Consider the following 25,735-nt stretch of genomic DNA (forward strand, 5'->3'; position numbering starts at 1 on the left):
TGAAGCTTCCCCTCCCGTTCGACCACGCCGAGTTCCTCGGCGTGCTCTTCAAGGAACTCAGAGGGAAACAGTGTAGTGAGACGACGCAAGATTCTCGATGAGGAGGTCTCGTTGTGCACACTCGACACCTCCTCATTCCTTCCGAAAAGTAGCCTCGATAAGCCGCTGCTGTCACGCGGTTCTTCGCTTAGCTAAAGACGGATGCCGCGAAGACTGTGACATCTACCGACGCCGTTGGTTTGCGCTTTCGCTGCATCGTATACTCATCAGCAACCGTCTCAGCGCCGGCGCTGAGACGGCTTTTCATTCCACTACTCGGACGCGCACGCACGATATAATCGATATCGAGCCGCTCTAACTCTGAAACAACGTGAACTTGATAGAATCCACGGTCGAGGTACACGTGTCGAATTGAGACGTACTGTTGAGCCGTTTCGAGCAAGGAGCGAACGGCTTCGCGTTTGGCGCGAAAGCCGTTCGCGTCCATCGGTATCACGTCCAGCGTAAATCGAGTGTGTGGCGCAACGATACACAGCGTTGCGAAGCAAAACGCTCTATTCGTTCCCAGAGCAGGATACGTCGTAATTACGTGGTCAGTGTCAGAAGATCCGTAGAATCGCCACTCATGGAGATCGATGGCAACATCGACGAATGAGGGAAGTCGTCGCTGTGATCGGAGGACTTCGAACAATCGATCTCGAACGCCATCGAATTGCTCGTCAATGGCATCCGTCGAGAGGTTTCGCAAGTGGTAGAGCAACGATTTGGCGAGGGGGATTCCGAGCAGTGGACGTCACGTCCACTTGCTCGCCACGGTCGAGCTGGAGCGTTTTCCCGCCCGTATTTGCGAACTCCTGCTCAAAAGCGATACGAGAGAGGATTCCGCAGAAATCCTCTCTCATGTACTCACCGCACGGTTTGACACCGAGTTCCAGCTCCGGAAACAGGAGCGTCGACACAGCACGACAGACCTGTTTCGCCTCACCTGTCTGGACCATCAGTCAACCAACGCAGCCCAGCGTGAAGAGTCTCAGCTCGGTTCGGCAACTACTGTGAAGGGCGGGTTTTAGCTTTGTAACTTCCATAACCATTGCGTCGTGGAAGGCTACGAAGCGTGCGGAGTGAGTCTCTAACGCTGCAGGCGGAGTCACCTGAGTTGTATCGGCTCATTCGGGGAGGATCTGAGCGAGAGATATCGGGCTAATTCGGGTGCAATTTCTGAGTCACGGATCGTTACCTCCCACGGGTACGTGCCGGGGTCAGCGTCGATCGTATTGAGATCAAATTCAAACACGTGGTCGTCCGGGTGATGGATCGCTGCAATACTCCCCACCTCATCCGGGGGGCGTCCAACGTTCAGTTCGACGTGCCACTCTTCTGAAACCATGTTGTGACGAGTGACGAACAACGACGACGCACTCTGTGCACTGAGCCATGCGTACCCGCTCGCTGCGATCTGTTCGCCGGTATGTGCGACAGTATCTCCATCTTTGATCAATTCGACACTGTACGTTCCGAACGGGTAGTGCCGGAACAGGTCCTCATCGCCTGACCATTCTCCTTCGAGCAGACTGAGTGGTTCCTCCTGATCGGTGTCACGAAGTTCAATTCCTTCTGCGAGGAGGGTTCCGTCCCCATCGACGTTCACGTCGAACCGTCCAGCATCGATTTCGGTATCTGTGGAGTCTGGTGTGAACGTCGCGGACGCGTCAACAACCGCATCAGTGACGCGCACGGCGTTTCCTGTTGATCCCCCAAAGGAGAGCCGCTCATCCGTGGTCGGTGTGACGACGAGTGATTCCGTTGTGTAGTACTGCCCGCCAGCCTCGCTGCCAGTACTACTTCCTGCCGCACTCGTCGCAAATTCGATCCCAGCTGGCTCCATGCCGCTCGGGTCGACGATTGCTGGCGCGTCCGTGACAGCAAAGTGTGCAGCTCTGTCAATCGCTTCGCCCCGCTCGTAGATTTCAACGTTACTCTCTTGATCGGATGGTTCTCCACCAGTATCGTCGTCAGTGGTTGTCTCATTCGGGGTCGCCTCAGTCTCATCAGTGGCTGTCTCAGACGACGCCGTCTCCTCAAATTCGAGACAACCGGCCGTCGCAAGCGCCGCCCCCGCGATGAATCGTCGTCGCTGCATAAGCAAGCGAATGACCATTAGCGAGTTAACAGATTCGACCGCCACTGGGAAAGTGACGAAACGTTCATCTTTCTCGAATAATCTTGTATTGAGAATGAGACGACGACAGGCAGTGGCACTCACCGGCGTATTCGGACTGGCAGGTTGTCTCCGAATGCAGAATAATACTCCTTCCGACACAACCGGTGGGAGCGAGGAAGAACGCGACAATCCGGATGGCGGCGGGCCACCACCCGGCGAGTCCAACGCGTATGATTCGCGATCGGATGCGATTGCTTTTGTGAGCGAGCCAGCAACCGATGGAACGCTCGATCTCGACTGGGGAACCGACGAGTTGCCGGACGGCGTCGCATATTCACGTGGCTCCAGTGGTGGCGGCGGTACAACTGGTCCTGCAGACACGTACTATAATTCCTCGCAGTTCTCGATCGAGCCGACCAGTAGTGAGGCCTTCAAAATCGACGCAGATGCTGACGTCGAGATCCGGTTTGATGATGTTGCTCGTGACACGACCGCTAGCTTCGTGGTTGGCGACGAGTTCGATGGTATCGAAGCCACGCGAATCCGTATTTCTCTGGGAGGAGAGGGGTCGGTCACCAAGGTTGAACCGCAGTTTTTCGACCGGACCCGTGAAGAAACTGCTACGATGTTCGCCGGCGAATGGACCGGTGACACTGACATGTTTTATGAGGCGACGTTCGGGGAGTATGCCGTCGAACTCGTCGTAGACGGGACCTCCCGTGGGCGTACGGGAAGTCGAGTGTTGGGAATGGGTTATCAGTGGCGACTCGCCCAAACCGAGTCAACCTGCTTTTTGACCCGGCATGGACTAGTCTCTGAGGACGTTGAAGCCACACTCAGAATCGAGCGGTCACACGTCTCAGCCAACCAACGGCCAGATGAAGGTGTCTTCGAATTCGACCTGTCCGCTCTCGACGTGGACGCGGGAGCGTACAACTGGACTATCGAGATCCATGAAGCGAGCGAGCAGAGACCGTACCACATTTATCTCCCAATATACGGCCGTGCTATCGAGATTCAGGTTCCGTGAATGCAGTAACGTCAACATGCCTATCTATAGATCACTCTGCGAGAGATACAAGCAGGACGAAGTACGCGCAACATCCGAGTGATCTTGACTCGGTCAGAACAAAATTCACCAGCATGCTTATTGAAAACGAAAGCAGCAATCTTTCAGTAGGAGTTACGACTGTATCTCTGTTGTTAGTGTATGCCGAGGCTTCTGATGTCTTCAATTTTGTAAACACTCTCATTCAGAAATCACGGAGAGCAGGGTGGCCTGTCGTTGTAACGATTGACCCACACGCTCACGATGAAACAATCATTGAACAGTTGGTATCGCTGTTTGAAGCTGTCATCGAAACGCGTCGAACAGATGAGAGGGATCAAGAGTTCCGAATCCAAAAGCCCAATCCGACAGAATGGGTGTCTTTTTGAGAACGTCCAGCTCTGTTGAAATGTTCAGAAAGAAATGTAATTGTATTTCTGTAGAGAATGTCTGTAGCAGACGATTCTCACCACTGCCGTGATCGGCGGGAAATGAGCTATAACAACCCTATAAAAATCTTCAAAATCAGATACAACGGCCTTGCTGCATACTCTCTCCGTATCTCGCACAGCATTCTTAACACTTGTTGAGCAGTTCAATCAGCATACGAGTACGTGAATCCCCTGTATTGACCCGTATCAGATTTGAATGTATCTCCGACAGAGAACTACAACGGAGCCTCACAGATGAGAAACACGGTAGTCTAGTCTCCACAGATGTCGACCCTTACTTTTCGAGGGTGTTATCGATGGCCTTTGCCACTGCATCAGGGTGCGGGACGTTTTCGAATTCGAGGAATCCCAGCCCCTGATCGACGCCGCCACTCAACACTGAGACTGTCCCGTACCCGAGCAGCGACTCAACCGGATCCCGGCTGACTTCGACCCCACGAACATGCTGGATCGGGATCTCACGCCGTCGATACCGGTACAGTAGCGCGTACTCACGAATGATCCGACCATCACGAACCGTGTATGACATGCGGCTCAGGATGTAGAGACGAACAAATAGGCGAAGCGCGATAAATACGAAGACTAGATGAACTACAATTTCGACTACTGCAGTAAGCTCTGCTGTCAGAATCATCGCTGGGTTCGAAAGGAGTAGGCCAACTACAGCGAACCACACTCCAGCCACAACGCTGAGTGCCAACAGCGCCGGCTTCAGCGTCGGCTGTGACGTATGTGTAACGGTTTCTCCACTGTCAGGCGGCGATTCCTCGTCAGTGGACTCATCAGGACTGTCAGCAGGCTGTGCATCCACGTCGTCGTGTGTGGCGGGTTGTGAGCTCATGAGTTTGTTACGATAGTGAATAGAACTGATCCGAGGACGTATAGTGCAGGCGAGACAATCACGAACGTAACAGCGCCGAGTGCCGCGCTCCGTGATCCGTTATGGTTGATTCGGACGCCCATGTAGATTGAGTAGAGGAAATAGAGAACAGACACCATGAGTCCCACCAACAACAGGCGACCCATCGGTGTCAACGCCGTCGCATTCGGGATCGTCGTCGTTCCACCCAGCAGTTCAAGATCAGCGCCAGTCAGTCCGACAACCCAGTCGACGAACAGCGATTGCACGCCTAAGACGATCTGGTCGGCTACTTCGACGCTGTCGACGATCGACAGCGTCCAGACGACGCTGTAGATTGCTGCGAGGTACACTCCAGTTACGTACACGACTGTGTGTACCGTTTGTAACGGTCCGTTCGACGTGCGTAACAGGATGACGGCGGCGTGCATGACGACAAAGACCAGTACGGAACCGACGATCAGAAACACGGAGTTCTCTGCGAACGCGATAAGAAACGTCCAGAGTTCACCCGGTTCCCAGCCGAGCGTGGTCGCCGCATCGACCACAACTGGATACGGATCGCTCCGTGTCGCTGACGCACCGACGCCCGCGTACGTTAACGGAAGCGAGTACAACACAATCCCGAGGACATAGAGCCCGATCAGTCGGACTGCCTTCCAAGCCCGGAACCGGAGATCACGTTCGTACATCGAGGACTGCTCCCCGATATACGCACCCGGACTCATGAACGCCCGCATGATCAGCATCAACCATGCCGGCAGATATCTTCTCATCAATAGTAACTTCCAGTCCGCTTATATCAAAGAACCGACTCCGGTCGAAACTGTGCTCTGTGAGTTCGGTCTACGAACTACCACCTAGCGGTCTCAGGGGTTGTCACTAACCAGTGTGGCAAGCCCGTCTCGAATGCGACGGTCCAAGTGGTCGAGTTACCGGGGATGTGCTCGCGGACATGATTGTTGATACCTGCGGCGACTAGCTTTCCACCACTGTCTGCGCAAGCGTGGATAGCTACACCGAGGATGATTCATCGTTACGCATCGAGGCTAGAGAGCCCGATACGCACAGACAAGACCAACTAAACAGAGCTCAACTGTCGCTTTTCTCAAGCAGTGTGTCCACAATCTCAACGAGATGGATAAGGCCGGGATCAACCTCGTGATCAGCGACAAATACGTTATCGAGGAACATGTCGAGATCTTCTTGCTCAAGCTTGCCAGTCAAACCAGTATCTACAATCGTCGTTTCCTCAGCGTCCACGATATCGATGACGTCACGATATTGCTCTGGACAGTCATCTGCGAGGCAGATGCCGGAACTCATGGCATTGCAGCTAGATATTTGTGTAGAATATAGTTTTGCATAGAGATTTTAGATTGTGTGTCAACATCACAATGGTCGCGTGACGATCGCTGAAGTATCTCCCGTGGTCGTTGGTCCGCGAGCTACAAATTGCGTTCAATCACGTCAGCAAACGCGACATTGTCTCGAACTGTCTTCATCTCAACGATAACCTGCTCACCAATATTTGTCTCCGGGACGATCACGACGTAGCCACGATCGATTTTTGCGATGCCATCGCCTTGTTCACCGAGATTCTCAATCTCGACTTCTCGGGTTTCACCCTCTGCTACGGGCGGCTCTACCTCAGTGCCTGGAGTAGACTCGACAGTTGTTTCAGTTGGTGCGGTCGCTGTGTCGTCTTGCGAGATAAGCGCAACCCGGTAAGTGTCTCCAACGGTGAGCTCGCCCGTCTCGATTTGTCTTCGCGGCACCTCGATCTGATAGCTACCATCCGATTCGGTGAGTTGTGCGGTATACAAGGTGTGAAGTTCGTCGGAAATGTTCATCTGTAGTCGGAAACCGTGGAAACATATTATTTTAGAATAGTATTTTGTCATTTCGAAGTGCTGCACACCGACCGCTGAGGCTTCGACGAATGCCAGTCCCGCGTGTTACATGTATCCGAGATCGCGCAGCCGCTCCATCAGGTCCTCTTTGTCTTGTGCACGGCCCGCCCGTTCGGTCGTTTCTTCGAGATCCTGTTGCCATGCCGGTTCTTCAGTCGTCTTCTCCGTGCTCACTTCGCTGCCGAGCGAGCGGAACCCGGCGAAGTACTTCGGCGAGATCGGGACGTCTGCTTGGGTAATGTCCTCCGGGAGGTCATCAGCTGTCTCGGGTACGTACCCTTCGTCGGGGAACGCCGCGACTGTGTCGGGCACCACGTAGTTCCAGAACACGTCCCATACGTCCGCTTCGTCGAACTGGAGAACGGGCTGAATGCGATCATGGGGCGGGAAGAGATCTGGGTCGTGGCGCGGCGAGAAGAACGTCTCGTCGGCACGGGCTTCCTGTTCGTCCCACCGCACGCCTGAGATCACGCCGTCGATCCCGTACTCCTCGAGTGCATCGTTCAACGCGACCGTCTTCAGCAGGTGGTTCCCAACGTACGTGTCCAACAGGAACGGGAACGTGTCCTCCTCGAACTCGAGGATATCGCGCACATGATGCTGGTTGTGCTCTGAGAGCGCCGATACCGGGATGTCGTCGCCAGGATCGAGGCTCTGGTCGTCGACGTATGCGCCGACATCATCGTTACGGGCAAACACAACGTCGATATCCCACTCGTCGGCCCAGTGCTCGACAAAGTCGATGATCTCATCGAAGTGCTGATAGTGGTCAATGAAGACAGCTGTCGGCTTCTCGTAGCCGTACTCCTCAGCGACCTGGTTGATGAAGTACAGCGTGAGCGTCGAGTCTTTCCCACCGGTCCACATCACGGCCGGGTTCTCATACTCCGCAAGTCCGGTCTTTGTTACCTCGATCGCTTTCTCAATTTTGTGCTGTAACGAGGGATAGTCAGCCGGGTCCTCGTCTTCACCGTCAGTATAATCTACATCAACACGTGCCGGGAACCCACTAGACATGTGGCTAGACATTCTGATGCCAATAAAAACCGGTTTCGCTTTCGACATTCTGAACGCGTAACGAGAAAGCTCCGTGTTCAGGACGAAGAGGCTGCCTATATGATGTGTTATATACATAACTGATAGCTGTGGATAGCCGTGTCCCTTACATTTATAGTCAGTAGAGAATCACATTTGGCAATGGCTGATGAACACCTCCAAGCGACGGTCAGCGTCCGCGGTATCGTTGTTGAGCCTCGTGGGCGACTCCTCATTCTCCAGCGATCGACAGACACCGAATGGGAATTACCCGGGGGACGGCTCGGCCCAGATGAGGATCCTATGCAGGGACTAAAACGCGAGCTGACGGAGGAAACAGGGCTGCCCGTAGAGATCGATGACATTGTAGCGGCAAACTCATGGGTTAACACCGACAATCAAGATCGATTCGCCGTCCACTACCGTTGTTACGCCCCGCAGGAGAAGCCGACTCTCAGCAATGAGCACAGTGACGCGCAGTGGACTACACGTTCAGCTATAGACAACTTGCTAAGTGAGCCGCAGATCGCGGCGATTCATGCAGCAACTGGCTCTGTGCCGGTTCAGTCGGAGGCAGCTGATCGCTCATCGCCATCTCCTAAGTGAACGGCACCACCTTACGCACTCACAGCTGCCAAGGGTCGCTCCCTAGAAAGGACTAGTTGCTTCCATGGTATAATTTGTCGACACCAAACTGGCTGTAGGCTGTACAGTCTTCACAGCTGTTGCGTCGACTTGGCTGTGATACCGCATTTCAGCTACTGACGAGTTGATCGAGTTCATACAATAACACCGGCAAAAACACCATCGCTAGCGTGAGGAGCGCCAACTCTGGAAGGAACTCACCAAACTGATTGGTCTCAAGGATGATTGAGGTCTCACCACGAACCCACATCGCACCAAACAGGGCCCACAGCACGCTCAGCGAGGCGAGCGCTGCACTCAAAACACAGATGGCGACAAGTCGGGTTAGTGTCATTGGGTTGGCCGCTGCGGGGGGAGAGACAGGAGAACCGACGGGTTTCGTCGGTCGGTAGGAACTTGACCAGACGCCCGAGCGGACACCAAGGGTGATTGAGCGGCTGACCCGTTGCAATACTCCCTAGTCATACCCGTCTTGTCTATCGGAATATCTCAAAAGTATACACGGCCTATTGAGAAGTGTATACGCAGCCTACTGAGCACCACTACGAGAGTAGCAGGAATCTCACCTCTAGGCGAAGGCACTAGTCGTCATCCTGGCACTCACGCGAATTGTTCGCTCAAGACCGGGATCGCATCACAGCAGCCACGATCGTTGCTATGCCAGGCCGACCGTCGTATATCCATGCGGTTATCGCAAGCACAGTGAGAACGCTCCCGATCAACGGCAGCTCTGCGAGCCGGAGTTCAAGAAAGAAGCCGAGGATGCTTTGCTCCATCTCTCCAGGATACTGATAGGCAGGAATCAGCGGCCAGAGTAACGCTCCCAATGGCTCCCAGTCGCGCGCGATGATAGCAGGGGTGATATCCGCAACAATATGCATGATGTGACCAAGCAGGAACGCGCTGGCCTCTAGCTGTCGATCATACCGCTGTGCGAGATGCCACACGATGACACCGATCAGGAGAGCCATGAGCAGTGAGTGCCCAAGGCTCCGACCTGAGGGAAGTAGGCTGAACGTCCACGCGAGCGGTTTGTCGATCAGGTCCGGGAGTTGGGTCCCGATTGCGAGTGCGAGTACCGCAGGTCCCGTAGGGGAACTACGGTAGCGGAGGTGAACAGCCACCGAGTAGCAGAGATACCCGACAGCAGCGTGGCCCCACGGAAGCATATGCGGTACTCTCCGATACGGCGGCATCAACGTGTTGATACATCGTTTGATCAAAACCCGATCGAGATCGTCACAATGGCGAGTGCGGTCAAATTAACGAAAGGTATCCAAACCTACTTCCAATCTGTTTGCGACTATGCAGTATGAAGCTGGCCGAGACACACGCGCTGATTACGGGCGGGGCAGGACTTGTTGGGAGCCATCTCGCAGATCGTATCCTCAATGCGGGTGGAACCGTTCGCGTCGTCGACGACCTCTCGAAGGGAGACCGCGACCGCGTCCCCGGTGGTGCTGAGTTCGTCAAGTCCGATCTCACCGACAGCGACGCCGTTTCAGAGGTCATTACGCCTGATATCAACATCGTCTTCCATCTCGCTGCGTACACCGACACCAACTTCGATGACGATCGGCGGTTGTTCGAAGAAAACACCGAGATGACATACAACGTCCTCGAACGCATGCGCGAGGTCGGCGTCGACAACGTTGCATTCACCTCCTCTTCGACAGTCTACGGTGAGGCCCCTCGCCCGACCCCGGAAGACTACGGCCCTCTCGAGCCGATCTCGATCTATGGCTCCTCGAAGCTCGCCGATGAAGGTCTCATTTCCACGTATGCACACTCCTACGATCTTACTGCGTGGGTGTTCCGGTTCGCAAACATCGTCGGGCCGTACCAGCGTGGCAACGTCGTCCCTGATTTTATCGAGAAGCTTGATGCCAACCCGAGCGAATTAACGATCCTCGGTGATGGTCGTCAAGAGAAGTCGTATATGCACGTCTCCGAATGTGTTGCGGCCATGCAGTACGTCGTCGAGCATGCGGACAATGACCTCAATATCTACAACCTTGGCACGAAAACGACCACGTCGGTGACGCAGATCGCCGATATTGTGAGCGATGAACTCGGCGTGACTTCCGAGTACACCTATACTGGTGGCGATCGTGGCTGGACGGGTGACGTACCGAAGATGCGACTGTCGATCGAGAAACTGGCCGACCTGGGGTGGGATCCCACAATGTCGAGTGATGAGGCTGTTCGGCAGGGTGCTCGCGACTTGATCGATGAGATTGTTGACTGAGCCCTGCGAGACCAACCTCTATAATTCGGTTTTGTCACCCAAAAATAGGTGCTAAGCTCCGTTCCTCCACAAGCACCGACCGAAAGAAAGGTGCAAGCAGAGAGAGGATACAGCGCCGATCAGTTCTCATGTAGGGTCGTTCACATAGAACCGTAGTGGATGATCTGCACTACTGTGTCTAAGCAAGACGATTACGCGTGGAAATCGACCTCCCGCTGCTAATTTCTGAGGCGGCGGATACTGGCGATAACGATGACGAGCAAGAACATTCCCTGAACGGCAAACAACGACGTTTGGTCGTCAGTGTCCTCACCAGCGGGATCTTCGTTCGGCGCGATCACGTCATCGTCTGAGCCATCGGTGTCTGACGTCCCAGATCCATCTGACCCGTTGGTCGCCGAGCTATCGGTGTCATCATCAGTCGTGTTGTCTGTCTCCGACGAGGAGCTATCGTCACTCAATGAATCGTCCGACTCTGAGGATGTATCATTACTAGATGACCCATCATCATCCGTTGAGTCGTCAGTGTCATTTGGTCCATCACTCGTTACATCGTCCGAATCTGTCCCGTCACCGGCGTCTGAGCCGGAACTGTCTGTACCGTCACTACTGGTTGTTTCCTTGATGGTAAGCGATGAACCCTCAAGGGCGAGCATTTCTTGCTGTCCACGGAATGTCTCGTCCCCGAGTGCTGCGACATTGACTGTATACTCGCCAGCCTCGAACTGTTCGAGCGCGATACTGGTTGTGTAAGTCTCATCATCACTTTGGCTCATCTCGAATGTCTGAGAGTGCGACTCATTCCAGACGACAACCTCAACCGCTGCTGGGGGTGACGAGAGTTCGGTTGGCGTCACCTCCGCAGTGATGTCAACGTTCTCGTCACGGGAGGACTCCACGGGATGATTGACAGCAACGTCATAGCCGGCGATAACAATGGGCTGCATCTGTTCAGTTGCGCCCTCAAGTTCAACGTTCAGCATGTACGTGCCAGGCGCGTACGAGTCCGTCTCAAAGGTTACTGTTTCCGTTGTATCGGGGCGGCTGACTCCTTTTGAGGCCTCAATCTGCCGGTCAGAATTATATAAAAGGAAGTCCACAGTGGTGAACTCTTCATCAGGGAGTGTGACTTCGGCAGTGAATTCGTTGCCCGGATCTCGAACTGTGATTGCGTCAATCTCATAGTTTTCTCCTTCGAACTCAACCGTTTCAGCCGGGGTTGGTGCCGAATCGTCCACGGTGAGCGTGACATGTGAGTCTGCACTCCCGGCGATAACCCCACCGGCAAGGAGAACCATTGCGGCGAGAAGACAGAGGAGAAGGCACCGTTTGAAGCGGGTTCCACAAGTGGGCATGGTGTGTAATTTCTACTGAAACATATATTAATATTGGTGTCCGGAGCCACAACGCTCAACCACTCACACCGAGATTCAGTCTGTATAGATTCAGTTAGACAGCAATTTCTAATTTGAGAGCGAACCCAAAGCGAAGTACCGCAGACTTCACGTAAATTGAGGTGTTAGTAGGCCTTTAATCCACTCAAACTAGGTTAAGCATGTCCTTCCATGACCGTCTTATTTATGACAAGTTTTAATTCGGGCCACATTTATTACTAGATAATGCGCACGCGACCAATAGCCATACTTGTTATATTATTGATGATTGGATGGCCGCTCACAATTGTCGGGTCTGCCGGTGCTGTGACGACTAACAACTCGGCACTGTCCGGGAGCACTGTTGAGGCCAATTTTATTGAGGAAGGCGACGACCAGTTCACCAATGTGTCTGATGATCTCATTGTCTGGGAGCGATCGTTCTTACCGCTTCGTGCGGATACAACCGCAGAGAGCGCTAAGACGGTCATAAAAAACCACCACCTCTCATTCAAGGACAATCGAAGTGGTGTTTCAGAGGAGACGTCAGCAAACCGTCCAGAGACCGCAATCTTCGAGAAAGACGGAACGATCCCAGTCGAATTTAGGAGCGTTAGTGGTGCCAATACAGATAATTTCGGGGACCGTGATGCGCAGGTCATTGTTGCATCATTTGATGAGAACAAAGATACTGCAGACGTTGCAAGCGCCGATCAGTTGAACGACGTGGTTTCACCGGCGCTTGATGGGAATCTCTCAAAGCTTCGCACCGAGGCAGCTGATCGAAATGTGACATTCACTGTCGAAAACACCACACTCGATGGAGGTGAACTCACTTACGATCTTCAGCCTGACACAGCTGGTCCATATGTCGTGATGGTAGCACTGCCACGTCCCCAGGATGGAACTGGATTTGCTACAGATTCGGACGATTTGCTTACGCTCCCGGGTGAAGCGACGCTCATGGGTGTAGAGGCTGTGATGGTCCAAGATAGCGCGTCAGAGATTGGCTCTCTCAACAACGTTGAGCCCGGTGACGATATTAATCTGGACCCGAGTACGGACTTGACTGGCGATATCACGCATTCGGTCGTCGTCTACGACGAAGACGCGTTCCTCGATGACAAAGAGAATACGACCATCCGACTTGATGAAGATATTAGCAGTAGCCTGGCAACCGAAGATATCGTCCTCGAACACTCAATTGCAAGCGTCAATGGCGTTGGTGAGATGACCAGCTCTGGGACGGTCTTCGGGACAAGCGTCTCACAACGGACCATGACTGGCACCGTCGCGCTCGCCGACATCGTCGATCAGCTGTCGGACGAAACGAACGTGAACATTAACCGCGAGACGATTGGAACGACAGAGTTGGACGCGTCGGGCGTCGTGAAGCCGAACGCCGGTACAGATCCGGAGATAACGGTCCAGACGTACGGCAACTGGTCTGAAGGCACCTATCGGGTCATCCACGTGGCAGAAAATGGAACTGTTGAAGGGGTTGCAACCTCCACGGCCACACTTGAAATTGAATCATCCTCTAGCGATGATGACAATAATAATCGGAATAATAGACGTGACCGTGACGACGATGACGATGATGACGACGTAGAGGATGTCACACCGCCAACTGACGGCCAACCGAATGTGACGGTCACCCCGCGTGAGCGCGGCGCCTCTGTGTCGGTACGGAATGTTCAGGGAAATACGTCGACTCGGATCGGTGTCGGCCGCAACGTGGCGAGCAACGGCGCGACAGTTCGGAATTTCACGGTGAACCTTGCCCAGAACCGTAGTGAATTCAATATTGACGTGGACGCGAGCGACCAGCCGCCAGAAAACGTGCCAGCACCAAGCGCTGGCGAGCCGATCTCGTATGTCGATATTGATGCAGGCAATCTCACTGATGACGACTATAACAGCGTCGAGTGGGAATTCACCGTCGATCAAGAACGGCTTGATGAGCTTGATCGTTCACCCGAGAGTGTCCAACTGAACCGTTACAACGAGGCGAGCGGCGAGTGGGAATCTTTCGAGACAACCTATGAGGGTGGTGACGAATTCACAGCCACTGTCCCCGGCTTCTCTACGTTCGCTATCACGACGGCTGCGATCGATGACGGGACCGACGGCACGGATGGTGGTAGTGATGGCACCGACGGCAGTGACGGTACAGACGGTGACGGCAGTGACGGCACAGACGGTGACGGCAGTGACGGTACAGATGGTGACGGTAGTGATGAGAGTGGTGGGGATGGCCCCCCGGTCGGGATTCTCGTAGTCCTACTGGTGCTCGCCGTGATAATCGCTGTCGGCATCGGAGTGTATCAATCACAACAGTGATCGTGATGACCGTAGACGTATTGCTGTAGCATAGTCCGACGGACGGGTTTTTATTGGGTCGTTGTTTACTCCGGATCAATGACGGTGCCCTCCGAGACTACACCTGCAGTTGTGTGTTCTGAGGTTACGCGAGAGTATACGGATGATGGAGGGATGGTTGGTGCTGGCGGGCCCACGGTGATGGCGCTGGATGCCGTATCACTATCTGTTAGCGCAGGCGAGGTGGTTGGGATCGCAGGGCCCAGCGGCAGCGGGAAATCCACGCTGTTACACTTGCTTGCGGGGCTTGATACCCCAACCGCTGGCGCAATTACTATCCGGGGAACGGATATTGCATCGCTTGGGGGGCGCAAGCAGACCCGATTTCGCCGCGACAACATTGGTATGGTGTTTCAACGGTTCCACCTGCTCCCAGCACTGACGGCCCGCGAAAACGTGGCACTCCCACTTGTCCAAGCAGGAATAAAACGGCAAAACCGCCGCGAGCGGGCGAACAAACTGCTTGAGGCCGTTGGGCTTGCCGACCGTGAGAGTCACCGACCGGGTGCGCTGAGTGGCGGTGAACAGCAACGTGTGGCCATAGCGCGGGCGCTGGCAGCCGACCCGGCGGTCGTCATTGCGGATGAGCCCACCGGTGAATTAGATCGGGAGACCGGTGAGCAAGTACTCGATCTCCTCACCGATATTAGTGATGACCGTGCAGTCGTCGTGGCTTCCCACGACGAGTACACCCTTGAGCGGTCAGATCGAGTGATTAACTTGCTAGATGGAGTGCGCCAATAATGTCACGACTGACCCAACTCGTTGGAGTGATCGGGCTTGGTGTGCGCCGAGTGGTGGGCCGGCTTCGTGGCGCTGCCCCAGGTCGCATGACGGTCTGTATTCTTGGGGTTGCCGTCGCCGTCGCGCTGTTGGTTGTTGTCACCGGCATCTCACTCGGCTTAGCGAACAGTACGACTGTTGAAAGCGAAGACATCGACTATTGGATCGTACCGGACGAGGCGGGTACCGGCAGTGTACCCCTTGAGGCAGAAGGAGCCCGCCTCAGCCAAGTCCACGACGTGACCGCTGAACTCAGGCGTGATGACCGCATCGATTATGCGTCGCCCGTGGTGTTACAGCCGCTCCAATTGCGAAACCCAGCGACCGGCGAGCAGGAGTATGTCATTGCGGTCGGCGTGATTCCAACCGAAGAGCAGCGGCGTGTCGCAGACATGGAGATCAGCTCGTTAGATGCCGCGTACAGCTATTACGCTGACGGCAGCTACGACGGGGAGTGGTCAGGGCAGTTCGTGGCTGCGCCGAGCGTCGCCGAGCGGTTATCACTCACATCGGGCGACACGGTCACCGTCAGCAACGGCGACCGATCGTTGACGCTCACAGAGATTAATGATCGCGAGATGACGGCTGGTGTTGGCGAGGTGCCAGCAATTGCGATGCCGCTCGCGGAGTTACAGTCGCTCACCGGGCTTGACCGCGCCGATCAGGCTGACCAGATTCTCGTGAGTACCACCGACCCAACTGTGGAGGCAGAGCTCGCAGGGATCTACCCGCAGACCGATGTGGTGTCGCGCGCAGGAATCGGTGGCGTCAACGCAACACCGACAAATCTGCCTCTTGCAATGGCGCTGGCGGCGACGCTCGTGGCGGGTGGCATTGGGGTGGCGTTCGTCGCAACGATGATGGGGCTTGAGCTGACAGCCGGACGCCGCGAGCTGGCAGTGCTCAGTGCTGTAGGGTTTTCGGGACGCGCTCGAGCCTTGGTCGTAGTTTCAGAGACGGTGACAGTGGCTGTCCTTGGCGGCATCCTCGGTGTCGGTCTCGGTGTGCTCGCAACAGTGGGGGTCAACGCTGGTGCGGCCTCAGCGATCGGTATTCCCTCGTTGGCCACGATTACGCCGGCGTTGATCGGGTATGCGCTCGCCGCTGCAGTCGCCGTAGGCGTGTGCGCAGCCCCGTACCCATTGTATCTGACGAGCCGCACGAACACACTGGAGGAGCTCACCCGATGAGCCGGCTGCGAGCGGCCGCCGGTGTGGTATGGATTGCACTCCGCCAACTCCGCTCTGACCGGATGCGGACCGTACTTGCGGTGATCGGCGTGGCCCTCGCCGTATTGTCGGTCACGCTGCTCACTGGGGTTGGGGCTGGCGTGGTCACCACTGGTAACGAGATGTTTGATCAGTCAGGTCGAGATCTATGGGTAACTGGCGGGCCGATCGAGATTGCACCCGGATCAGTCGGCGGCTTCCAGAACCCGATCCCGAACGCTCACCCACTAGCGGAGAATATCAGCGCCCACGAGGACGTTGAGACAGCGGTCCCAATGGCATTTCAAGTAGTATATGTGAGTACCGACGGCGAGGAGTTTGCCACAACACTTGGCAGTGGCGCGCCAGGTGGCGGCCCCTCAGTTGCTATCGAGGAAGGTGAGGGGTTCACTGGCCCAGACACCCACTACGCTGGTGGGACATACGAGGGGAACATGACCCACCAAGCAATCATCTCGCCGTCGATGGCTGCCGAGTTCGACCTAGAGGTGGGTGATACGGTCTATCTTGGCGGGACGGTCGCGAGCGCGCGCGAGAATGAGTTTGAGGTGGTTGGGATATCCCCAACGTATGAGAACTTCCTCGGCACCGGGACGGTAACCACCCGGTTGAGCGAACTCCAGACGCTCACTGGCAACGCGTACGATGATAGTGCGACGCTAATCACGATTCAAACAGCAGCTAGCGCGGACCGGGAGGTGGTGCGGGATGAGCTTGCCGCACAACACCCCGGCTACACATTCCGGACAAACCAAGAACAGCTTGTCTCGCTGCTTGAACGGCAAGCCGTCGTGCTCGCCGCAGGAGCGAGTCTCGTCGTTCTCGGAATCGTTGCCGGCGGCATCCTCTCGTTGAATCTATTGTTATCGCTTATTTACGTACAACGACAGCCGTTGGCAGTCCTACGGGCTGTTGGAGCGACCAGACGAAGTGTTGTGGGCGTGGCAGTCGTCCAAGCGCTGACAATCGCCACGATCGGGTATCTGCTGGGAGTCGGTGCGACACCACTGCTGGCGATGCTACTTGACCAGATCGCGCTCACCGTTACCGGGTTTGAGGGGCTTGTGCAGGTGCCACAGTACGCGTACCTCGCCGGTGCTGGGGTCGCGTTCGGCTTTGCACTGCTTGGCGGAATCACCGGTGCATGGCGAGTGACGCGGGTGACATCGGCGACCCAACTGGTCCGGTGAACCGCAGTGGACGCTCAATTCATTCTAAACAGTCGGGATGCCAGAGAATATTACCCTTCACACCAACCACTGAACTGAATGAGTACCCGGCGACGGCAGCGGTTCATTTACGCGCAGCTCGCGTGGATGCTGGGAGCGATCACGCTGCTTGCAGTGCTTGGTTCGCTCTCTCTCGAGCTCGTGTTTGTGCTGTCGCTGATCGGCTTTCTTGTCGTTGTTGAGCTCACGGCACCATTCAATGTGACGCCGCGCTGGCGACGCCGCTTACTACCGATTATTGGACTTGGATTGCTTGGCTTCGGCGTAATCGTGATCCGACGCATATTAGCCATCTTACCACCGGGGCTAATCTAATGCGGCGGCCACCGCTCCCTCGTCTTCTCTTATATGCACTTACGGCCACTCTGTTGTGTGCGGTCGTGATCGCCGCGAGCACATCCGGCGCAGCCTTCGGAGCGTACAATCCGGCGTGGGATGGTACCGCAAACCTCCGTGATACCGCGGCCACACACAGTGGCACGACCGTTACACTTGATGGGGAGGCATACACTACAGACCAGCCAGATCAGACGCTGGCTGTTGTGCTTGCGCCAACGACCCCATACAACACCGCAGATGCAGCTCCCATGCGCCAATTCGTCGAAGATGGCGGGACACTGCTCGTCGCTGATAACTTTGGACCGACCACAGACGACCCTCCGTACGGAAATACGCTCTTAGCGAGCGTAGGAGCAACGGCGCGATTTGACGGCGCGTTGCTCCGTGATGAGCAGAACTACTATCGATCACCGGCTTTGCCGATTGCCCAGCCAGTGTCTGACCATCCGTATACGACAGGGGTGAGTGACGTGACCCTAAATTACGGAACCGCAGTGGTTCCGAACAACGCTGAGACGCTCGTGCGAACCTCGGCGTTTGCGTATCGTGACACCGATCGATCGGGGGATCTTACTGGTGACGAGGAGCTGGCACGCTATCCGGTTGTGACGGTTGAGTCTGTAGGTGACGGGCAGGTTATTGCAGTGAGTGATCCGAGTATCTTCATCAACGCCATGCTCGACCGAGAGGGGAACACGGCGTTTGCCACCGCGCTCGCACAGGCACACGAACGAGTCATTTTTGATTACTCACGAAGCGGTAGTCAACCACCAGTTTCAGTAGCGTTGCTTGTACTTCGAGACACACCGTTGCTACAGGTGCTCGTCGGCACGATTAGCGTCGCACTCGGGTGGGAGATAGTAGCCCGCCCGGCCAGCCTAGCACGAGTTCGAAGCCGACTGGCTGCGGCTATACCAATCATAAATGCTGAGTCGACCACCAGTACGACAGACGAACCCCAGCAACCGACCCCTACAGAAGCCGACCTCCTCGCGTATCTGCGGGCAGAGTATCCGGGGTGGGATGATGATCGCTTGGAGCGGATTGTAGCAGACATTATAGCGGAGGAGCCAACACCTACTGACAATGAGTAGTCCGGCCACGCTGTTTGAGGCAATTCGAAATGAGGCTGGGAAGGTTGTTGTCGGCAACGAAGACGTCTTAGAGGGATTGACTATCTCGCTATTGACAGGCGGCCACGTCCTGCTTGAAGGTGTTCCCGGGGTTGCAAAAACGACTATCGCCAACACGTTTGCGACGACGCTCGGGTTGACCTACAGCCGGATCCAGATGACACCAGATATGGTGCCGGCAGACGTGATGGGAACCAACGTCTACCGGCAAAAAACCGGTGAATTTGAACTCAAACAGGGACCGGTGTTTGCGAACCTCGCGGTGGCAGACGAGATCAATCGAGCCACTCCAAAGACACAGAGTGCCCTGCTTGAGGCAATGCAGGAGGGTAATGTGACAATTGATGACGAGACACTAGCGCTACCGGATCCGTTCATGGTCGTCGCCACACAGAACCCAATCGAGATGGAGGGCGTATTCGAGCTTCCAGAGGCTCAACGAGACCGTTTCCAACTCAAATACGTCGTTGAGCTGCCTGACCACGACAATGAACGCGAACTACTCGATCGCTACGACCGCGATCCAGCATTCGCTGCTGAAAGTGTCGAGCCAGTTGTAGATATGGAGACACTCGCAGCCGCACAAACCGCAGTCAACGCGGTTCACGTCGCAGACCCCGTCAAAGAGTATATTCTCGATATCGTGGCAGCAACCCGCAACACACCAGAGATTCAGCACGGAGCGTCACCGCGCGCCACACTCAGCATCTTATCAACGGTCAAAGGCCGAGCGGCGATTCACGGCCGCGAGTACGTCATCCCCGGCGACGTGAAAGCGCTTGGCCGCCCGGTGTTACGGCATCGGGTCATTCGAACGACGGACGCCGAACTCGCAGACACATCTGTCGCCGAGATTCTCGATACAATCTTCGAACAGGTTAATCCACCGGGAAGCGACGCTGAATTCACACAAGCCGTCTCGCAGGCTGACTAGCTCTCAGGTGTGGCGTCTGGCGATGCGGCGTCGGACTGTGTCGACGTCGCTGATGGGTCCCACCGACACGTGACCACCGGCGGGGTTGTGTCGTCGACCGTCATCCGCACAGGTGTGTCAAGCCCGACGGCAAGACCAGTGGCGAGCAGCGACGACACCGGATGGTCGATCCGGTCAATGCGGCCGTACGCAAGCCCAGTGAACTCGATAGTCACACGGCCACCAGTAGCATCCACGCTTGTGTCAATCCCATCAGCAAGCTCAAAGTTCTCGACGAGTCCCTCGGTGAGTTGATCGACAAGCGATGCCGGCGTCGTCGCCAGCGGCGTCGTCAGCGACCGTCTAAACTCTTCGAGGAGTGGCCCGCCAGTCGGTGTCAACGCGACGCCCAGATTGTCATCTGGGTCGGTCACGAATAGATGGGTGAGTTCTTCGGTGGACGGAAGCGGCTGGTCGGGTGGCTCCGGGAGTTCGGCAGCCGACACGTACAGCCGCGGAGAGTCGGCTGGGATATAGATTGGAGTGCCCGCCAATCCGAGCTCATCTCGCATCGCGTCACGATCTGCAGCGAGCGCGTCGAATACGCTCCCACTCACGGTTGCGGCAATGAACCGTTCTGGCGTAAGCGCGTAGGTAAGGATCCCGCCGAACACGCCAGTACCACCGAGCGCAAGGAGGACGGTCCGTGCATCAGGAAACATCACCCCAGCAGCAATCCCGAGCACGCCAACAACGACGAGGGCAATCGCTGAGCGACGGTAGGTCTGCTGTTGCGAGCGGAGATATTCTTCGCGTAGTTGGCGGTTTCGCTCACGAAGGAGTTCAAGCTGTACAGTGAGTTCCTCGCGAGAGCCCGTTTCAGTGTCACTCGCGGCCGTGGTCAGCTGTGTCGGCGGCGACTGGTCTGTCGATGGTGCACTCATTGGTTTGGGGAGTCCGACACGAGGCCAAGCATCACGCGTTCGTAGCGGTGGAGAGCATACATGATGAGTGCAACGGTCCCCGACACGACGGCTGTCACGACTGGAAGCGACCAGACAGTGAGAAGCCCAAATGTGACAGCAGCAATTACGATGCCACCAGCAGCGGTCACTGCCAGCACGCGGCGGCCGGTTGGAGCCCCAACTGCGGGGTCGACAAGCACCGCCATGAGGCCGACCACGCCCAGCGCGTAGACAAGCGGGTCACCCGTTGAGCCAACAAGCAGGCTGGCACCGCCAACCCCGAAGGCGACAGGTGCTGGTGCTACCACCCCGATCCCAACAACACCCAGACCGATGAGGAGGCCAGTCCACCCAGCAAGCAGCGTGAGTGCCGCTACGACGAGCACCAGTCCGGCCAGCCGAACCGCGCGTCGGAGTCGGCTGCGCCACTGCTGTTGGGTTGTCGTCTGCGGTGACTGCGGGTGGTCATCAGCGATCATGAACGGCCCTCCGAGCGCCGACCATCGGATCGATTGTCTGCGAGAAGCGTCCGCAACCGGTCGCCTGGTGCCACCTCAAGCGCAGTCACACGAGGATGAGAATCAAGTTCGCGGCGGAGATCCTCAAACGCGGTGTAGGCGTCGTACGTGTCGTCAATTGTCCCGAGATGCGGTTGTTGGAAGAACACAGTTGGCACAATCAACACGAGCACAGCTCGGCCGTCCTGGGTCGCTATTTGAACGCTTTCACGCAGCCGAACGGGGTCAGCATCAGTCGTTACCAGTACGAGCCACACCCCTGCACCGAACCGTGTCCGTGCCCGGTGAACGGCGTCGATGAACGCATCATCACGTACTGCGTCGACAGACGTGGCTGATGCTGTCGCATACGGCTGTAGCACCTCTTTGGCCGGGCAATCAGCTGCCAACCGGTCGACAACCGTCTGAACACGGTGGCCGGGCGCTGATCGGTGTGTCGTCGACGCCGTGGTCGGAGTCAGCGTTAGGAGCGTCGAGCGCACTCGCGTGTGCGTTGTTGGGGTGCTTCCGGCCGCAATCGTCTCAGTGAGGCCGTCATCGCCAACTGTCCAGAGACTCAGCGGATCCGTGTGCTCGGCGGCACTGGCACTGATCCCAAGGGCTGCCTCACGAATGTACTCAAGAGGAGTCTCCGCGGTGGTGCTCTCACCGGTGTGAGCGCGATGGTCAACTACCAGCGCCGTGTGTCGATCCGTTTCGCCCTCCGTCTCTCGTACATATGGTTCCCCCAACCGTGCCGTTGATTTCCAATCGATATTCATTGCCGCTTCCCCGGGAATATACTGGCGGAGGTCACGAGTGGCAATCCCGGGCCCTGGCTGGTCAGTAGCGTGGTCACCAAACGCGTTTCCGTACGATTGCCCGCCTTTGCCAACGTGGACCGTTGACATCTGTGGAAGCACAATGAGCTGCGGCTGTGGGCCTGCTTCGACGTGCTCGGTGTAAAGGCCAAGCGAATCAGCGAGTGTGACCGTCGGTGCCGGCAACGAAAATTTTCCGGCGACAGCGGCATGCAGTGGGATCGTCAGTGTTGCGTCGGTCTGGCCGGGATCGAGCGTGATTGTCATGGCGTCGGTTGTACGGGTAACTCCGGCTGGAAGCGTGGGTTCGACCTGTACGGTGCCCATGGCAGTCTGTGCTGGTCGATGTACTCGCAGCGTCGCCGTCGTCGGTGAGTCGACGTGTGTCGTCGCAGGATCGAGCGTATACTCGATATCTAGGTGCGTGGTGGTTTCGTGAAACGAGTGTACAGTGACCCAAGCGGTCGCAAGCAACCACGCACCGATTCCGACGACGCTAATTAGCGCAACAGGTTGGGTAGTAACGACTACAAGTAGGCCAAAGACGACACCGATAGCTGTCGTCGCCCAAAACAGTCGGGTACCCTGCATCACTAATCCGGTAGCTACCAAGCGAATTGAACCTTTCCTTCAGCTAGTTGTGAGGCGGTTTCTGCGTCCGTCCATGGTACGTTGGGCTTGTCGCGACAGCTGACAACACGTATTTACGTCCCGACAGCCGTACGACGCATGTGTTACGCCTTCCGCACCCATCATCTATCCTCATGCTTGTGATGGTGGTGGCGCTTGCGGTAGGCTTCATGACTGGCAGTGTGGGCGCTGCCGGGCCGCCCGCCTCGCCACAGGGCATCGATGTCACGAGTACGGTCACCGGTGGTAACCTCACAGGAGAGAATGCAACGACCCCACACGAAGATCCGGAGACCGTCGGTGAAGATGGCGACCCCGAACAGCTCGCGTCCCACTTGTCGGGTCGGTTAGGGACGCTCCTCGGAGGGAGTACACAGAATATTAGCGCCGCAGAGTACGACCAAGCGCGATTACTGGTTGGTGATGAGTACGATGAGGTTCTCAGCCAGTATGTGACGGTCGCTGGCGAGACGGGCCAAGAAGACTCAGCCCAGTCATTCGCCACCGTCCAAAACAACACGGCTGAACTCATCGAGCTGCGTGAAGAGTTCGATGCCACTTACGCGGAGTATCAGGAAGCTGTCGCTGAGGGGGATACCCAGCGTGCACGGCAGCTCGCTCGCGAACTTGCACGCCTCGCAGAAGAAATCGACGGAGTAGCAGTGCAGCTTGATGGGGATCTCGAGAATATTGAGAATACGACCGGCAGCGATCTGGATTCTGTTCGAAACGGTGTTGAAACAGTACGGTTAGAAACGACAGAGACAGCAAACACAGCGACACAGGCCGAGCTGACGGCAACAAATATAACCGCAACGGCGACGCCGTCGGAATTCTCGTTTCAAAATGTAACTCAACTAACGGGGACGCTTCGCACGGCAAACGGCACGCCAATCAGCAACGAAGCCGTGACGATACAGGTTGGGGAGCGCTCCTACGAGATTGAAACTGATGCTGAGGGGAACTACACGCTTACTTATCAGCCTGTCTTCCTCCCGGCCAACGTCACAAGCGTGCCGGTGGCATTCCAGCCAGCAAACACCAGTCCGTATCTTGGCACTAACACGACAGCACCGGCCCAGATCACCGGTCAAACGGCCACCACACTCACGGTCGTAAACGGAAGCATCACCGGTAACTACCAAACCCCAATTCAGGTTGCAGGGACAGTGACGCTCGGTGACAACGCGACAGTTGCAGGCGTCCCGGTAGTGATGGTCCTTAACGGCCAGCAGATCAGCGCTGGAGAAACCCAGGCTAACGGGGAGGTGATGCTGACAGGTGCGGTCCCCGCAGAAACCGCTAGCGGCACAGCACCTCTTGAGTTACGGGTGCCACTAACCGGAACCGCAGTCACCGGATCTAACATCACGACCACCGCGGAGATTACCTCCGTAGAAACACAGGTGTCGGTCGAAGCGACGGTCACAGAAGATACTGAAGCTACCCCCCGAGAGGCGGTGCTCACCGGGAATCTCACACTTGCAGATGGCAGCCCTATTGCCGGGCAGTCCCTTAGTGTGTTTGTTGGAGATCGTCAAATTGAGACAGTCACGACGGCCGCCGACGGGAGCTATCAAACGACGGTTGCAGCGACTGAATTTGATGACGGAGCAGACTCACCGACTGTTCGTGTCGCGTTTACCGGGAGCGAGACACACCTGGCTTCGAGCGAGGCCACGGCGATACTAGACCTACCAACGGCGTCACAGACATCTTCAACTGATAGCTCCAGAGTGTCACTTCAACAGCTGGCTGGCGTCGGTGTGGGGCTCCTTCTTCTCGGGATTGTGCTGACCCTAGGTGCCCAGGTAACCGGATGGGACCCGCGCGACAGATTAACGTCTTCTTCGTCGACATACCCAGCAGCAGCGACCGACGACACTCGTCCGGCGACAGATCCCAGTGGGGAGCCATCGGCGCAGACAACACGATCACAGCAACTCCTCGATGAAGCCGCCACCGCACTCGCAGCTGAGAACACAGCAGTTGCCGTTCAACTAGCGTACGGCAGCCTCCGAGCAGCGCTGCAAACACAGGTGGATACGTCTAAGCCAACCACCCACTGGGAGTTTTATAATCGCTGTCAGGACGCCGATATTGAATCGCTTGCAGAGACAAAAGCAGTCATTACCGCATACGAGATGGCAACATTCGCACAACCGGCCGTTTCGACTGAGCGAGCTCAAGAGGCACTCGAACAGGTGGCGGCTGTCATCGACCAAGGCGAGTCGGCCCCAGCAGACTCACGATCAACCGCCGGCGATTAGCTGGGTTGAAGCGATACGACCTCTGTTCTCCCAAGTACCGACAAACAAGAGATGCGGACAGAATAGGTATACAGCCCCAGACAGTCCTAATATTCGGTTCTGTTGACTCGATGGAAACGCTGCTACCCTAGGAGAGCGTGAAACAAGATATGGGGCGCAAGAGACCGACCTGGATTTCGTGCCACAGAGCACGTTCTGTTGACTGGTCCGTGTGCGAAAGAAGTCGAGTCATGGGCGCTACAGCCCGGATGCCGCGCGGCGCGGCATCCGGGAAAGCCCGAATAGGTGAATCTCTGCTTCACGCACTGGCGTCCCGGGTGAACGAACCATGTACCTCGGAATCGACGTCCACAAACGGTACGCACAGGTGGCAGTGATGGATGAGGCTGGGACGATTGTCGAAGAGGTTCGCGTCGAGAACGCGAACCTCGACGACCTCGCCCAGCGGTACGCCGGCGCACAAGCCGTGCTTGAGGCGACCTCCAACTACTACCACATCCACGATACGCTGTCGGAGCACTTGGATGTGACCGTCGCTCATCCCAAAAAGATCAACCAGATCGCAGACACCGACAAGAAAACCGACCGCGTGGACGCCAAAGAACTCGCGCGGATGCTCCGGTTGAATTCGGTGCCTGAAAGCTACGTTCCAACCGAGGAAGTGAGGGAAGCCCGCGCACTCGTGCGCGGGCGACAGACGTTGGTCGAAAACCGCACTAAGTACGCCAACAAAGTCCATGGACTCCTCTCCGATCACGGCATCACTGAAGACGTGAAACCACTGACCGTGACGGGACGAGAGTCCCTGCG

At 56.3% G+C, this 25,735-nt stretch carries 27 protein-coding genes; 13 read left to right on the plus strand and 14 right to left on the minus strand.

The window, feature by feature from the left end; all coding sequences use genetic code 11:
- Positions 1 to 187: 187 nt before the first annotated feature.
- From ACNS88_RS16600 to ACNS88_RS16610, 3 genes are all read right to left on the minus strand, one after another.
- Complete coding sequence (locus tag ACNS88_RS16600) at positions 188 to 760, minus strand: transposase (protein ID WP_435100149.1); 573 nt, start codon at positions 758 to 760, stop codon at positions 188 to 190.
- A complete protein-coding gene (locus tag ACNS88_RS16605) occupies positions 720 to 998 on the minus strand; it encodes a transposase (protein WP_435100220.1) in 279 nt (92 codons plus the stop codon). The genes ACNS88_RS16600 and ACNS88_RS16605 overlap by 41 nt, the downstream gene beginning before the upstream one ends.
- A gap of 149 nt (positions 999 to 1,147) precedes the next feature.
- Entirely contained in the window at positions 1,148 to 2,140 is a 993-nt protein-coding gene (locus tag ACNS88_RS16610) for a hypothetical protein (RefSeq protein ID WP_435100152.1), read from the minus strand.
- A 94-nt stretch (positions 2,141 to 2,234) separates the two neighbouring features.
- Here ACNS88_RS16610 and ACNS88_RS16615 point away from each other — a divergent pair, with 94 nt between their 5' ends.
- Both ACNS88_RS16615 and ACNS88_RS16620 read left to right on the plus strand, forming a co-directional pair.
- On the plus strand, positions 2,235 to 3,191 hold the full coding sequence (locus ACNS88_RS16615) for a hypothetical protein (protein ID WP_435100155.1): 957 nt from the start codon (positions 2,235 to 2,237) through the stop codon (positions 3,189 to 3,191).
- Positions 3,188 to 3,598, plus strand: a complete 411-nt coding sequence (locus ACNS88_RS16620) for a DUF7504 family protein (RefSeq protein WP_435100158.1) — start codon at positions 3,188 to 3,190, stop codon at positions 3,596 to 3,598. Before ACNS88_RS16615 ends, ACNS88_RS16620 begins: the two co-directional genes overlap by 4 nt.
- Before the next feature lie 337 nt (positions 3,599 to 3,935).
- On the opposite strand, the gene ACNS88_RS16625 is transcribed toward ACNS88_RS16620, so the two are convergent.
- The 5 genes from ACNS88_RS16625 to ACNS88_RS16645 all read right to left on the minus strand — a co-directional run bounded on the left by ACNS88_RS16625 (position 3,936) and on the right by ACNS88_RS16645 (position 7,450).
- Positions 3,936 to 4,502 (minus strand): PH domain-containing protein, encoded by a 567-nt coding sequence (locus ACNS88_RS16625; RefSeq protein WP_435100161.1) that lies wholly within the window; start codon positions 4,500 to 4,502, stop codon positions 3,936 to 3,938.
- Positions 4,499 to 5,269, minus strand: a complete 771-nt coding sequence (locus ACNS88_RS16630) for a hypothetical protein (RefSeq protein ID WP_435100164.1) — start codon at positions 5,267 to 5,269, stop codon at positions 4,499 to 4,501. Before ACNS88_RS16630 ends, ACNS88_RS16625 begins: the two co-directional genes overlap by 4 nt.
- Positions 5,270 to 5,612: 343 nt before the next feature.
- Positions 5,613 to 5,846: a hypothetical protein gene (locus tag ACNS88_RS16635; RefSeq protein ID WP_435100167.1), complete on the minus strand. Its 234-nt coding sequence runs from the start codon at positions 5,844 to 5,846 to the stop codon at positions 5,613 to 5,615.
- 122 nt (positions 5,847 to 5,968) lie between these two features.
- Positions 5,969 to 6,373, minus strand: a complete 405-nt coding sequence (locus ACNS88_RS16640; RefSeq protein WP_435100170.1) for a TRAM domain-containing protein — start codon at positions 6,371 to 6,373, stop codon at positions 5,969 to 5,971.
- 105 nt (positions 6,374 to 6,478) lie between these two features.
- The gene (locus ACNS88_RS16645) at positions 6,479 to 7,450 is read right to left on the minus strand and encodes a phosphoadenosine phosphosulfate reductase family protein (RefSeq protein ID WP_435100217.1); all 972 of its coding nucleotides are present in this window, start codon (positions 7,448 to 7,450) and stop codon (positions 6,479 to 6,481) included.
- 180 nt (positions 7,451 to 7,630) lie between these two features.
- Between ACNS88_RS16645 and ACNS88_RS16650 the strand changes: the two genes are divergently transcribed.
- Positions 7,631 to 8,074, plus strand: a complete 444-nt coding sequence (locus ACNS88_RS16650; RefSeq protein ID WP_435100173.1) for an NUDIX hydrolase — start codon at positions 7,631 to 7,633, stop codon at positions 8,072 to 8,074.
- A gap of 148 nt (positions 8,075 to 8,222) precedes the next feature.
- Here ACNS88_RS16650 and ACNS88_RS16655 read toward each other — a convergent pair whose 3' ends face one another.
- Positions 8,223 to 8,447: a hypothetical protein gene (locus tag ACNS88_RS16655; protein WP_435100176.1), complete on the minus strand. Its 225-nt coding sequence runs from the start codon at positions 8,445 to 8,447 to the stop codon at positions 8,223 to 8,225.
- A 283-nt stretch (positions 8,448 to 8,730) separates the two neighbouring features.
- Complete coding sequence (locus ACNS88_RS16660; RefSeq protein WP_435100179.1) at positions 8,731 to 9,282, minus strand: metal-dependent hydrolase; 552 nt, start codon at positions 9,280 to 9,282, stop codon at positions 8,731 to 8,733.
- A 143-nt stretch (positions 9,283 to 9,425) separates the two neighbouring features.
- On the opposite strand from ACNS88_RS16660, the gene ACNS88_RS16665 reads away from it, so the two are divergent.
- Positions 9,426 to 10,361, plus strand: a complete 936-nt coding sequence (locus tag ACNS88_RS16665) for an NAD-dependent epimerase/dehydratase family protein (protein ID WP_435100180.1) — start codon at positions 9,426 to 9,428, stop codon at positions 10,359 to 10,361.
- Positions 10,362 to 10,579: 218 nt separating this feature from the next.
- On the opposite strand, the gene ACNS88_RS16670 is transcribed toward ACNS88_RS16665, so the two are convergent.
- Entirely contained in the window at positions 10,580 to 11,716 is a 1,137-nt protein-coding gene (locus ACNS88_RS16670) for a hypothetical protein (RefSeq protein ID WP_435100181.1), read from the minus strand.
- Positions 11,717 to 11,980: 264 nt separating this feature from the next.
- On the opposite strand from ACNS88_RS16670, the gene ACNS88_RS16675 reads away from it, so the two are divergent.
- From ACNS88_RS16675 to ACNS88_RS16705, 7 genes are all read left to right on the plus strand, one after another.
- The gene (locus ACNS88_RS16675; protein WP_435100183.1) at positions 11,981 to 14,077 is read left to right on the plus strand and encodes a PGF-pre-PGF domain-containing protein; all 2,097 of its coding nucleotides are present in this window, start codon (positions 11,981 to 11,983) and stop codon (positions 14,075 to 14,077) included.
- A 78-nt stretch (positions 14,078 to 14,155) separates the two neighbouring features.
- Positions 14,156 to 14,860 (plus strand): ABC transporter ATP-binding protein, encoded by a 705-nt coding sequence (locus tag ACNS88_RS16680; protein WP_435100185.1) that lies wholly within the window; start codon positions 14,156 to 14,158, stop codon positions 14,858 to 14,860.
- Between the two features lie 86 nt (positions 14,861 to 14,946).
- Positions 14,947 to 16,089, plus strand: coding sequence for an FtsX-like permease family protein (locus tag ACNS88_RS16685; RefSeq protein ID WP_435100187.1), 1,143 nt, complete (start codon positions 14,947 to 14,949; stop codon positions 16,087 to 16,089).
- Positions 16,086 to 17,318 carry an ABC transporter permease gene (locus ACNS88_RS16690; protein WP_435100190.1) on the plus strand — a complete coding sequence of 411 codons (1,233 nt, stop codon included), beginning with the start codon at positions 16,086 to 16,088 and terminating at the stop codon, positions 17,316 to 17,318. Before ACNS88_RS16685 ends, ACNS88_RS16690 begins: the two co-directional genes overlap by 4 nt.
- Positions 17,319 to 17,396: 78 nt before the next feature.
- Positions 17,397 to 17,672, plus strand: coding sequence for a DUF8044 family membrane protein (locus ACNS88_RS16695; RefSeq protein WP_435100193.1), 276 nt, complete (start codon positions 17,397 to 17,399; stop codon positions 17,670 to 17,672).
- Positions 17,673 to 17,737: 65 nt separating this feature from the next.
- Complete coding sequence (locus tag ACNS88_RS16700; protein ID WP_435100196.1) at positions 17,738 to 18,790, plus strand: DUF4350 domain-containing protein; 1,053 nt, start codon at positions 17,738 to 17,740, stop codon at positions 18,788 to 18,790.
- Positions 18,783 to 19,763, plus strand: coding sequence for an AAA family ATPase (locus ACNS88_RS16705; RefSeq protein ID WP_435100199.1), 981 nt, complete (start codon positions 18,783 to 18,785; stop codon positions 19,761 to 19,763). The genes ACNS88_RS16700 and ACNS88_RS16705 overlap by 8 nt, the downstream gene beginning before the upstream one ends.
- Here ACNS88_RS16705 and ACNS88_RS16710 read toward each other — a convergent pair.
- Genes ACNS88_RS16710 through ACNS88_RS16720 form a run of 3 tightly spaced genes read right to left on the minus strand, consistent with a single transcriptional unit; the run spans position 19,760 to position 22,616 of the window.
- Positions 19,760 to 20,686 carry a DUF7982 domain-containing protein gene (locus tag ACNS88_RS16710; RefSeq protein ID WP_435100202.1) on the minus strand — a complete coding sequence of 309 codons (927 nt, stop codon included), beginning with the start codon at positions 20,684 to 20,686 and terminating at the stop codon, positions 19,760 to 19,762. The two genes, ACNS88_RS16705 and ACNS88_RS16710, sit on opposite strands and share 4 nt — an antisense overlap.
- Positions 20,683 to 21,186 carry a DUF8163 family membrane protein gene (locus tag ACNS88_RS16715; RefSeq protein WP_435100205.1) on the minus strand — a complete coding sequence of 168 codons (504 nt, stop codon included), beginning with the start codon at positions 21,184 to 21,186 and terminating at the stop codon, positions 20,683 to 20,685. Before ACNS88_RS16715 ends, ACNS88_RS16710 begins: the two co-directional genes overlap by 4 nt.
- Positions 21,183 to 22,616, minus strand: a complete 1,434-nt coding sequence (locus tag ACNS88_RS16720; protein ID WP_435100208.1) for a DUF58 domain-containing protein — start codon at positions 22,614 to 22,616, stop codon at positions 21,183 to 21,185. The genes ACNS88_RS16715 and ACNS88_RS16720 overlap by 4 nt, the downstream gene beginning before the upstream one ends.
- A gap of 140 nt (positions 22,617 to 22,756) precedes the next feature.
- Between ACNS88_RS16720 and ACNS88_RS16725 the strand changes: the two genes are divergently transcribed.
- Together ACNS88_RS16725 and ACNS88_RS16730 are read left to right on the plus strand one after the other, a co-directional pair.
- Entirely contained in the window at positions 22,757 to 24,925 is a 2,169-nt protein-coding gene (locus ACNS88_RS16725; protein WP_435100211.1) for a hypothetical protein, read from the plus strand.
- 328 nt (positions 24,926 to 25,253) lie between these two features.
- Positions 25,254 to 25,735 (plus strand): IS110 family transposase (locus ACNS88_RS16730; RefSeq protein WP_435100214.1); only part of this gene is annotated, 482 nt, incomplete at its 3' end.

It is taken from the genome of Halorubrum shenae (assembly GCF_051194165.1).
Taxonomy (GTDB): Archaea; Halobacteriota; Halobacteria; order Halobacteriales; family Haloferacaceae; genus Halorubrum.

Bases quoted from the DNA above. Each gene is read 5' to 3' on its own strand.
- ACNS88_RS16605 (WP_435100220.1), bottom strand. From the start codon at position 998: ATGGTCCAGACAGGTGAGGCGAAACAGGTCTGTCGTGCTGTGTCGACG.
- ACNS88_RS16650 (WP_435100173.1), top strand. From the start codon at position 7,631: ATGGCTGATGAACACCTCCAAGCGACGGTCAGCGTCCGCGGTATCGTT.
- ACNS88_RS16630 (WP_435100164.1), bottom strand. From the start codon at position 5,269: ATGCTGATCATGCGGGCGTTCATGAGTCCGGGTGCGTATATCGGGGAG.
- ACNS88_RS16695 (WP_435100193.1), top strand. From the start codon at position 17,397: ATGAGTACCCGGCGACGGCAGCGGTTCATTTACGCGCAGCTCGCGTGG.
- ACNS88_RS16705 (WP_435100199.1), top strand. From the start codon at position 18,783: ATGAGTAGTCCGGCCACGCTGTTTGAGGCAATTCGAAATGAGGCTGGG.
- ACNS88_RS16635 (WP_435100167.1), bottom strand. From the start codon at position 5,846: ATGAGTTCCGGCATCTGCCTCGCAGATGACTGTCCAGAGCAATATCGT.
- ACNS88_RS16720 (WP_435100208.1), bottom strand. From the start codon at position 22,616: ATGCAGGGTACCCGACTGTTTTGGGCGACGACAGCTATCGGTGTCGTC.
- ACNS88_RS16625 (WP_435100161.1), bottom strand. From the start codon at position 4,502: ATGAGCTCACAACCCGCCACACACGACGACGTGGATGCACAGCCTGCT.
- ACNS88_RS16615 (WP_435100155.1), top strand. From the start codon at position 2,235: ATGAGACGACGACAGGCAGTGGCACTCACCGGCGTATTCGGACTGGCA.
- ACNS88_RS16675 (WP_435100183.1), top strand. From the start codon at position 11,981: ATGCGCACGCGACCAATAGCCATACTTGTTATATTATTGATGATTGGA.
- ACNS88_RS16710 (WP_435100202.1), bottom strand. From the start codon at position 20,686: ATGAGTGCACCATCGACAGACCAGTCGCCGCCGACACAGCTGACCACG.
- ACNS88_RS16660 (WP_435100179.1), bottom strand. From the start codon at position 9,282: ATGCTTCCGTGGGGCCACGCTGCTGTCGGGTATCTCTGCTACTCGGTG.
- ACNS88_RS16690 (WP_435100190.1), top strand. From the start codon at position 16,086: ATGAGCCGGCTGCGAGCGGCCGCCGGTGTGGTATGGATTGCACTCCGC.
- ACNS88_RS16665 (WP_435100180.1), top strand. From the start codon at position 9,426: ATGAAGCTGGCCGAGACACACGCGCTGATTACGGGCGGGGCAGGACTT.
- ACNS88_RS16680 (WP_435100185.1), top strand. From the start codon at position 14,156: ATGACGGTGCCCTCCGAGACTACACCTGCAGTTGTGTGTTCTGAGGTT.
- ACNS88_RS16655 (WP_435100176.1), bottom strand. From the start codon at position 8,447: ATGACACTAACCCGACTTGTCGCCATCTGTGTTTTGAGTGCAGCGCTC.
- ACNS88_RS16645 (WP_435100217.1), bottom strand. From the start codon at position 7,450: ATGTCTAGTGGGTTCCCGGCACGTGTTGATGTAGATTATACTGACGGT.
- ACNS88_RS16670 (WP_435100181.1), bottom strand. From the start codon at position 11,716: ATGCCCACTTGTGGAACCCGCTTCAAACGGTGCCTTCTCCTCTGTCTT.
- ACNS88_RS16685 (WP_435100187.1), top strand. From the start codon at position 14,947: ATGACGGTCTGTATTCTTGGGGTTGCCGTCGCCGTCGCGCTGTTGGTT.
- ACNS88_RS16640 (WP_435100170.1), bottom strand. From the start codon at position 6,373: ATGAACATTTCCGACGAACTTCACACCTTGTATACCGCACAACTCACC.
- ACNS88_RS16715 (WP_435100205.1), bottom strand. From the start codon at position 21,186: ATGATCGCTGATGACCACCCGCAGTCACCGCAGACGACAACCCAACAG.
- ACNS88_RS16610 (WP_435100152.1), bottom strand. From the start codon at position 2,140: ATGCAGCGACGACGATTCATCGCGGGGGCGGCGCTTGCGACGGCCGGT.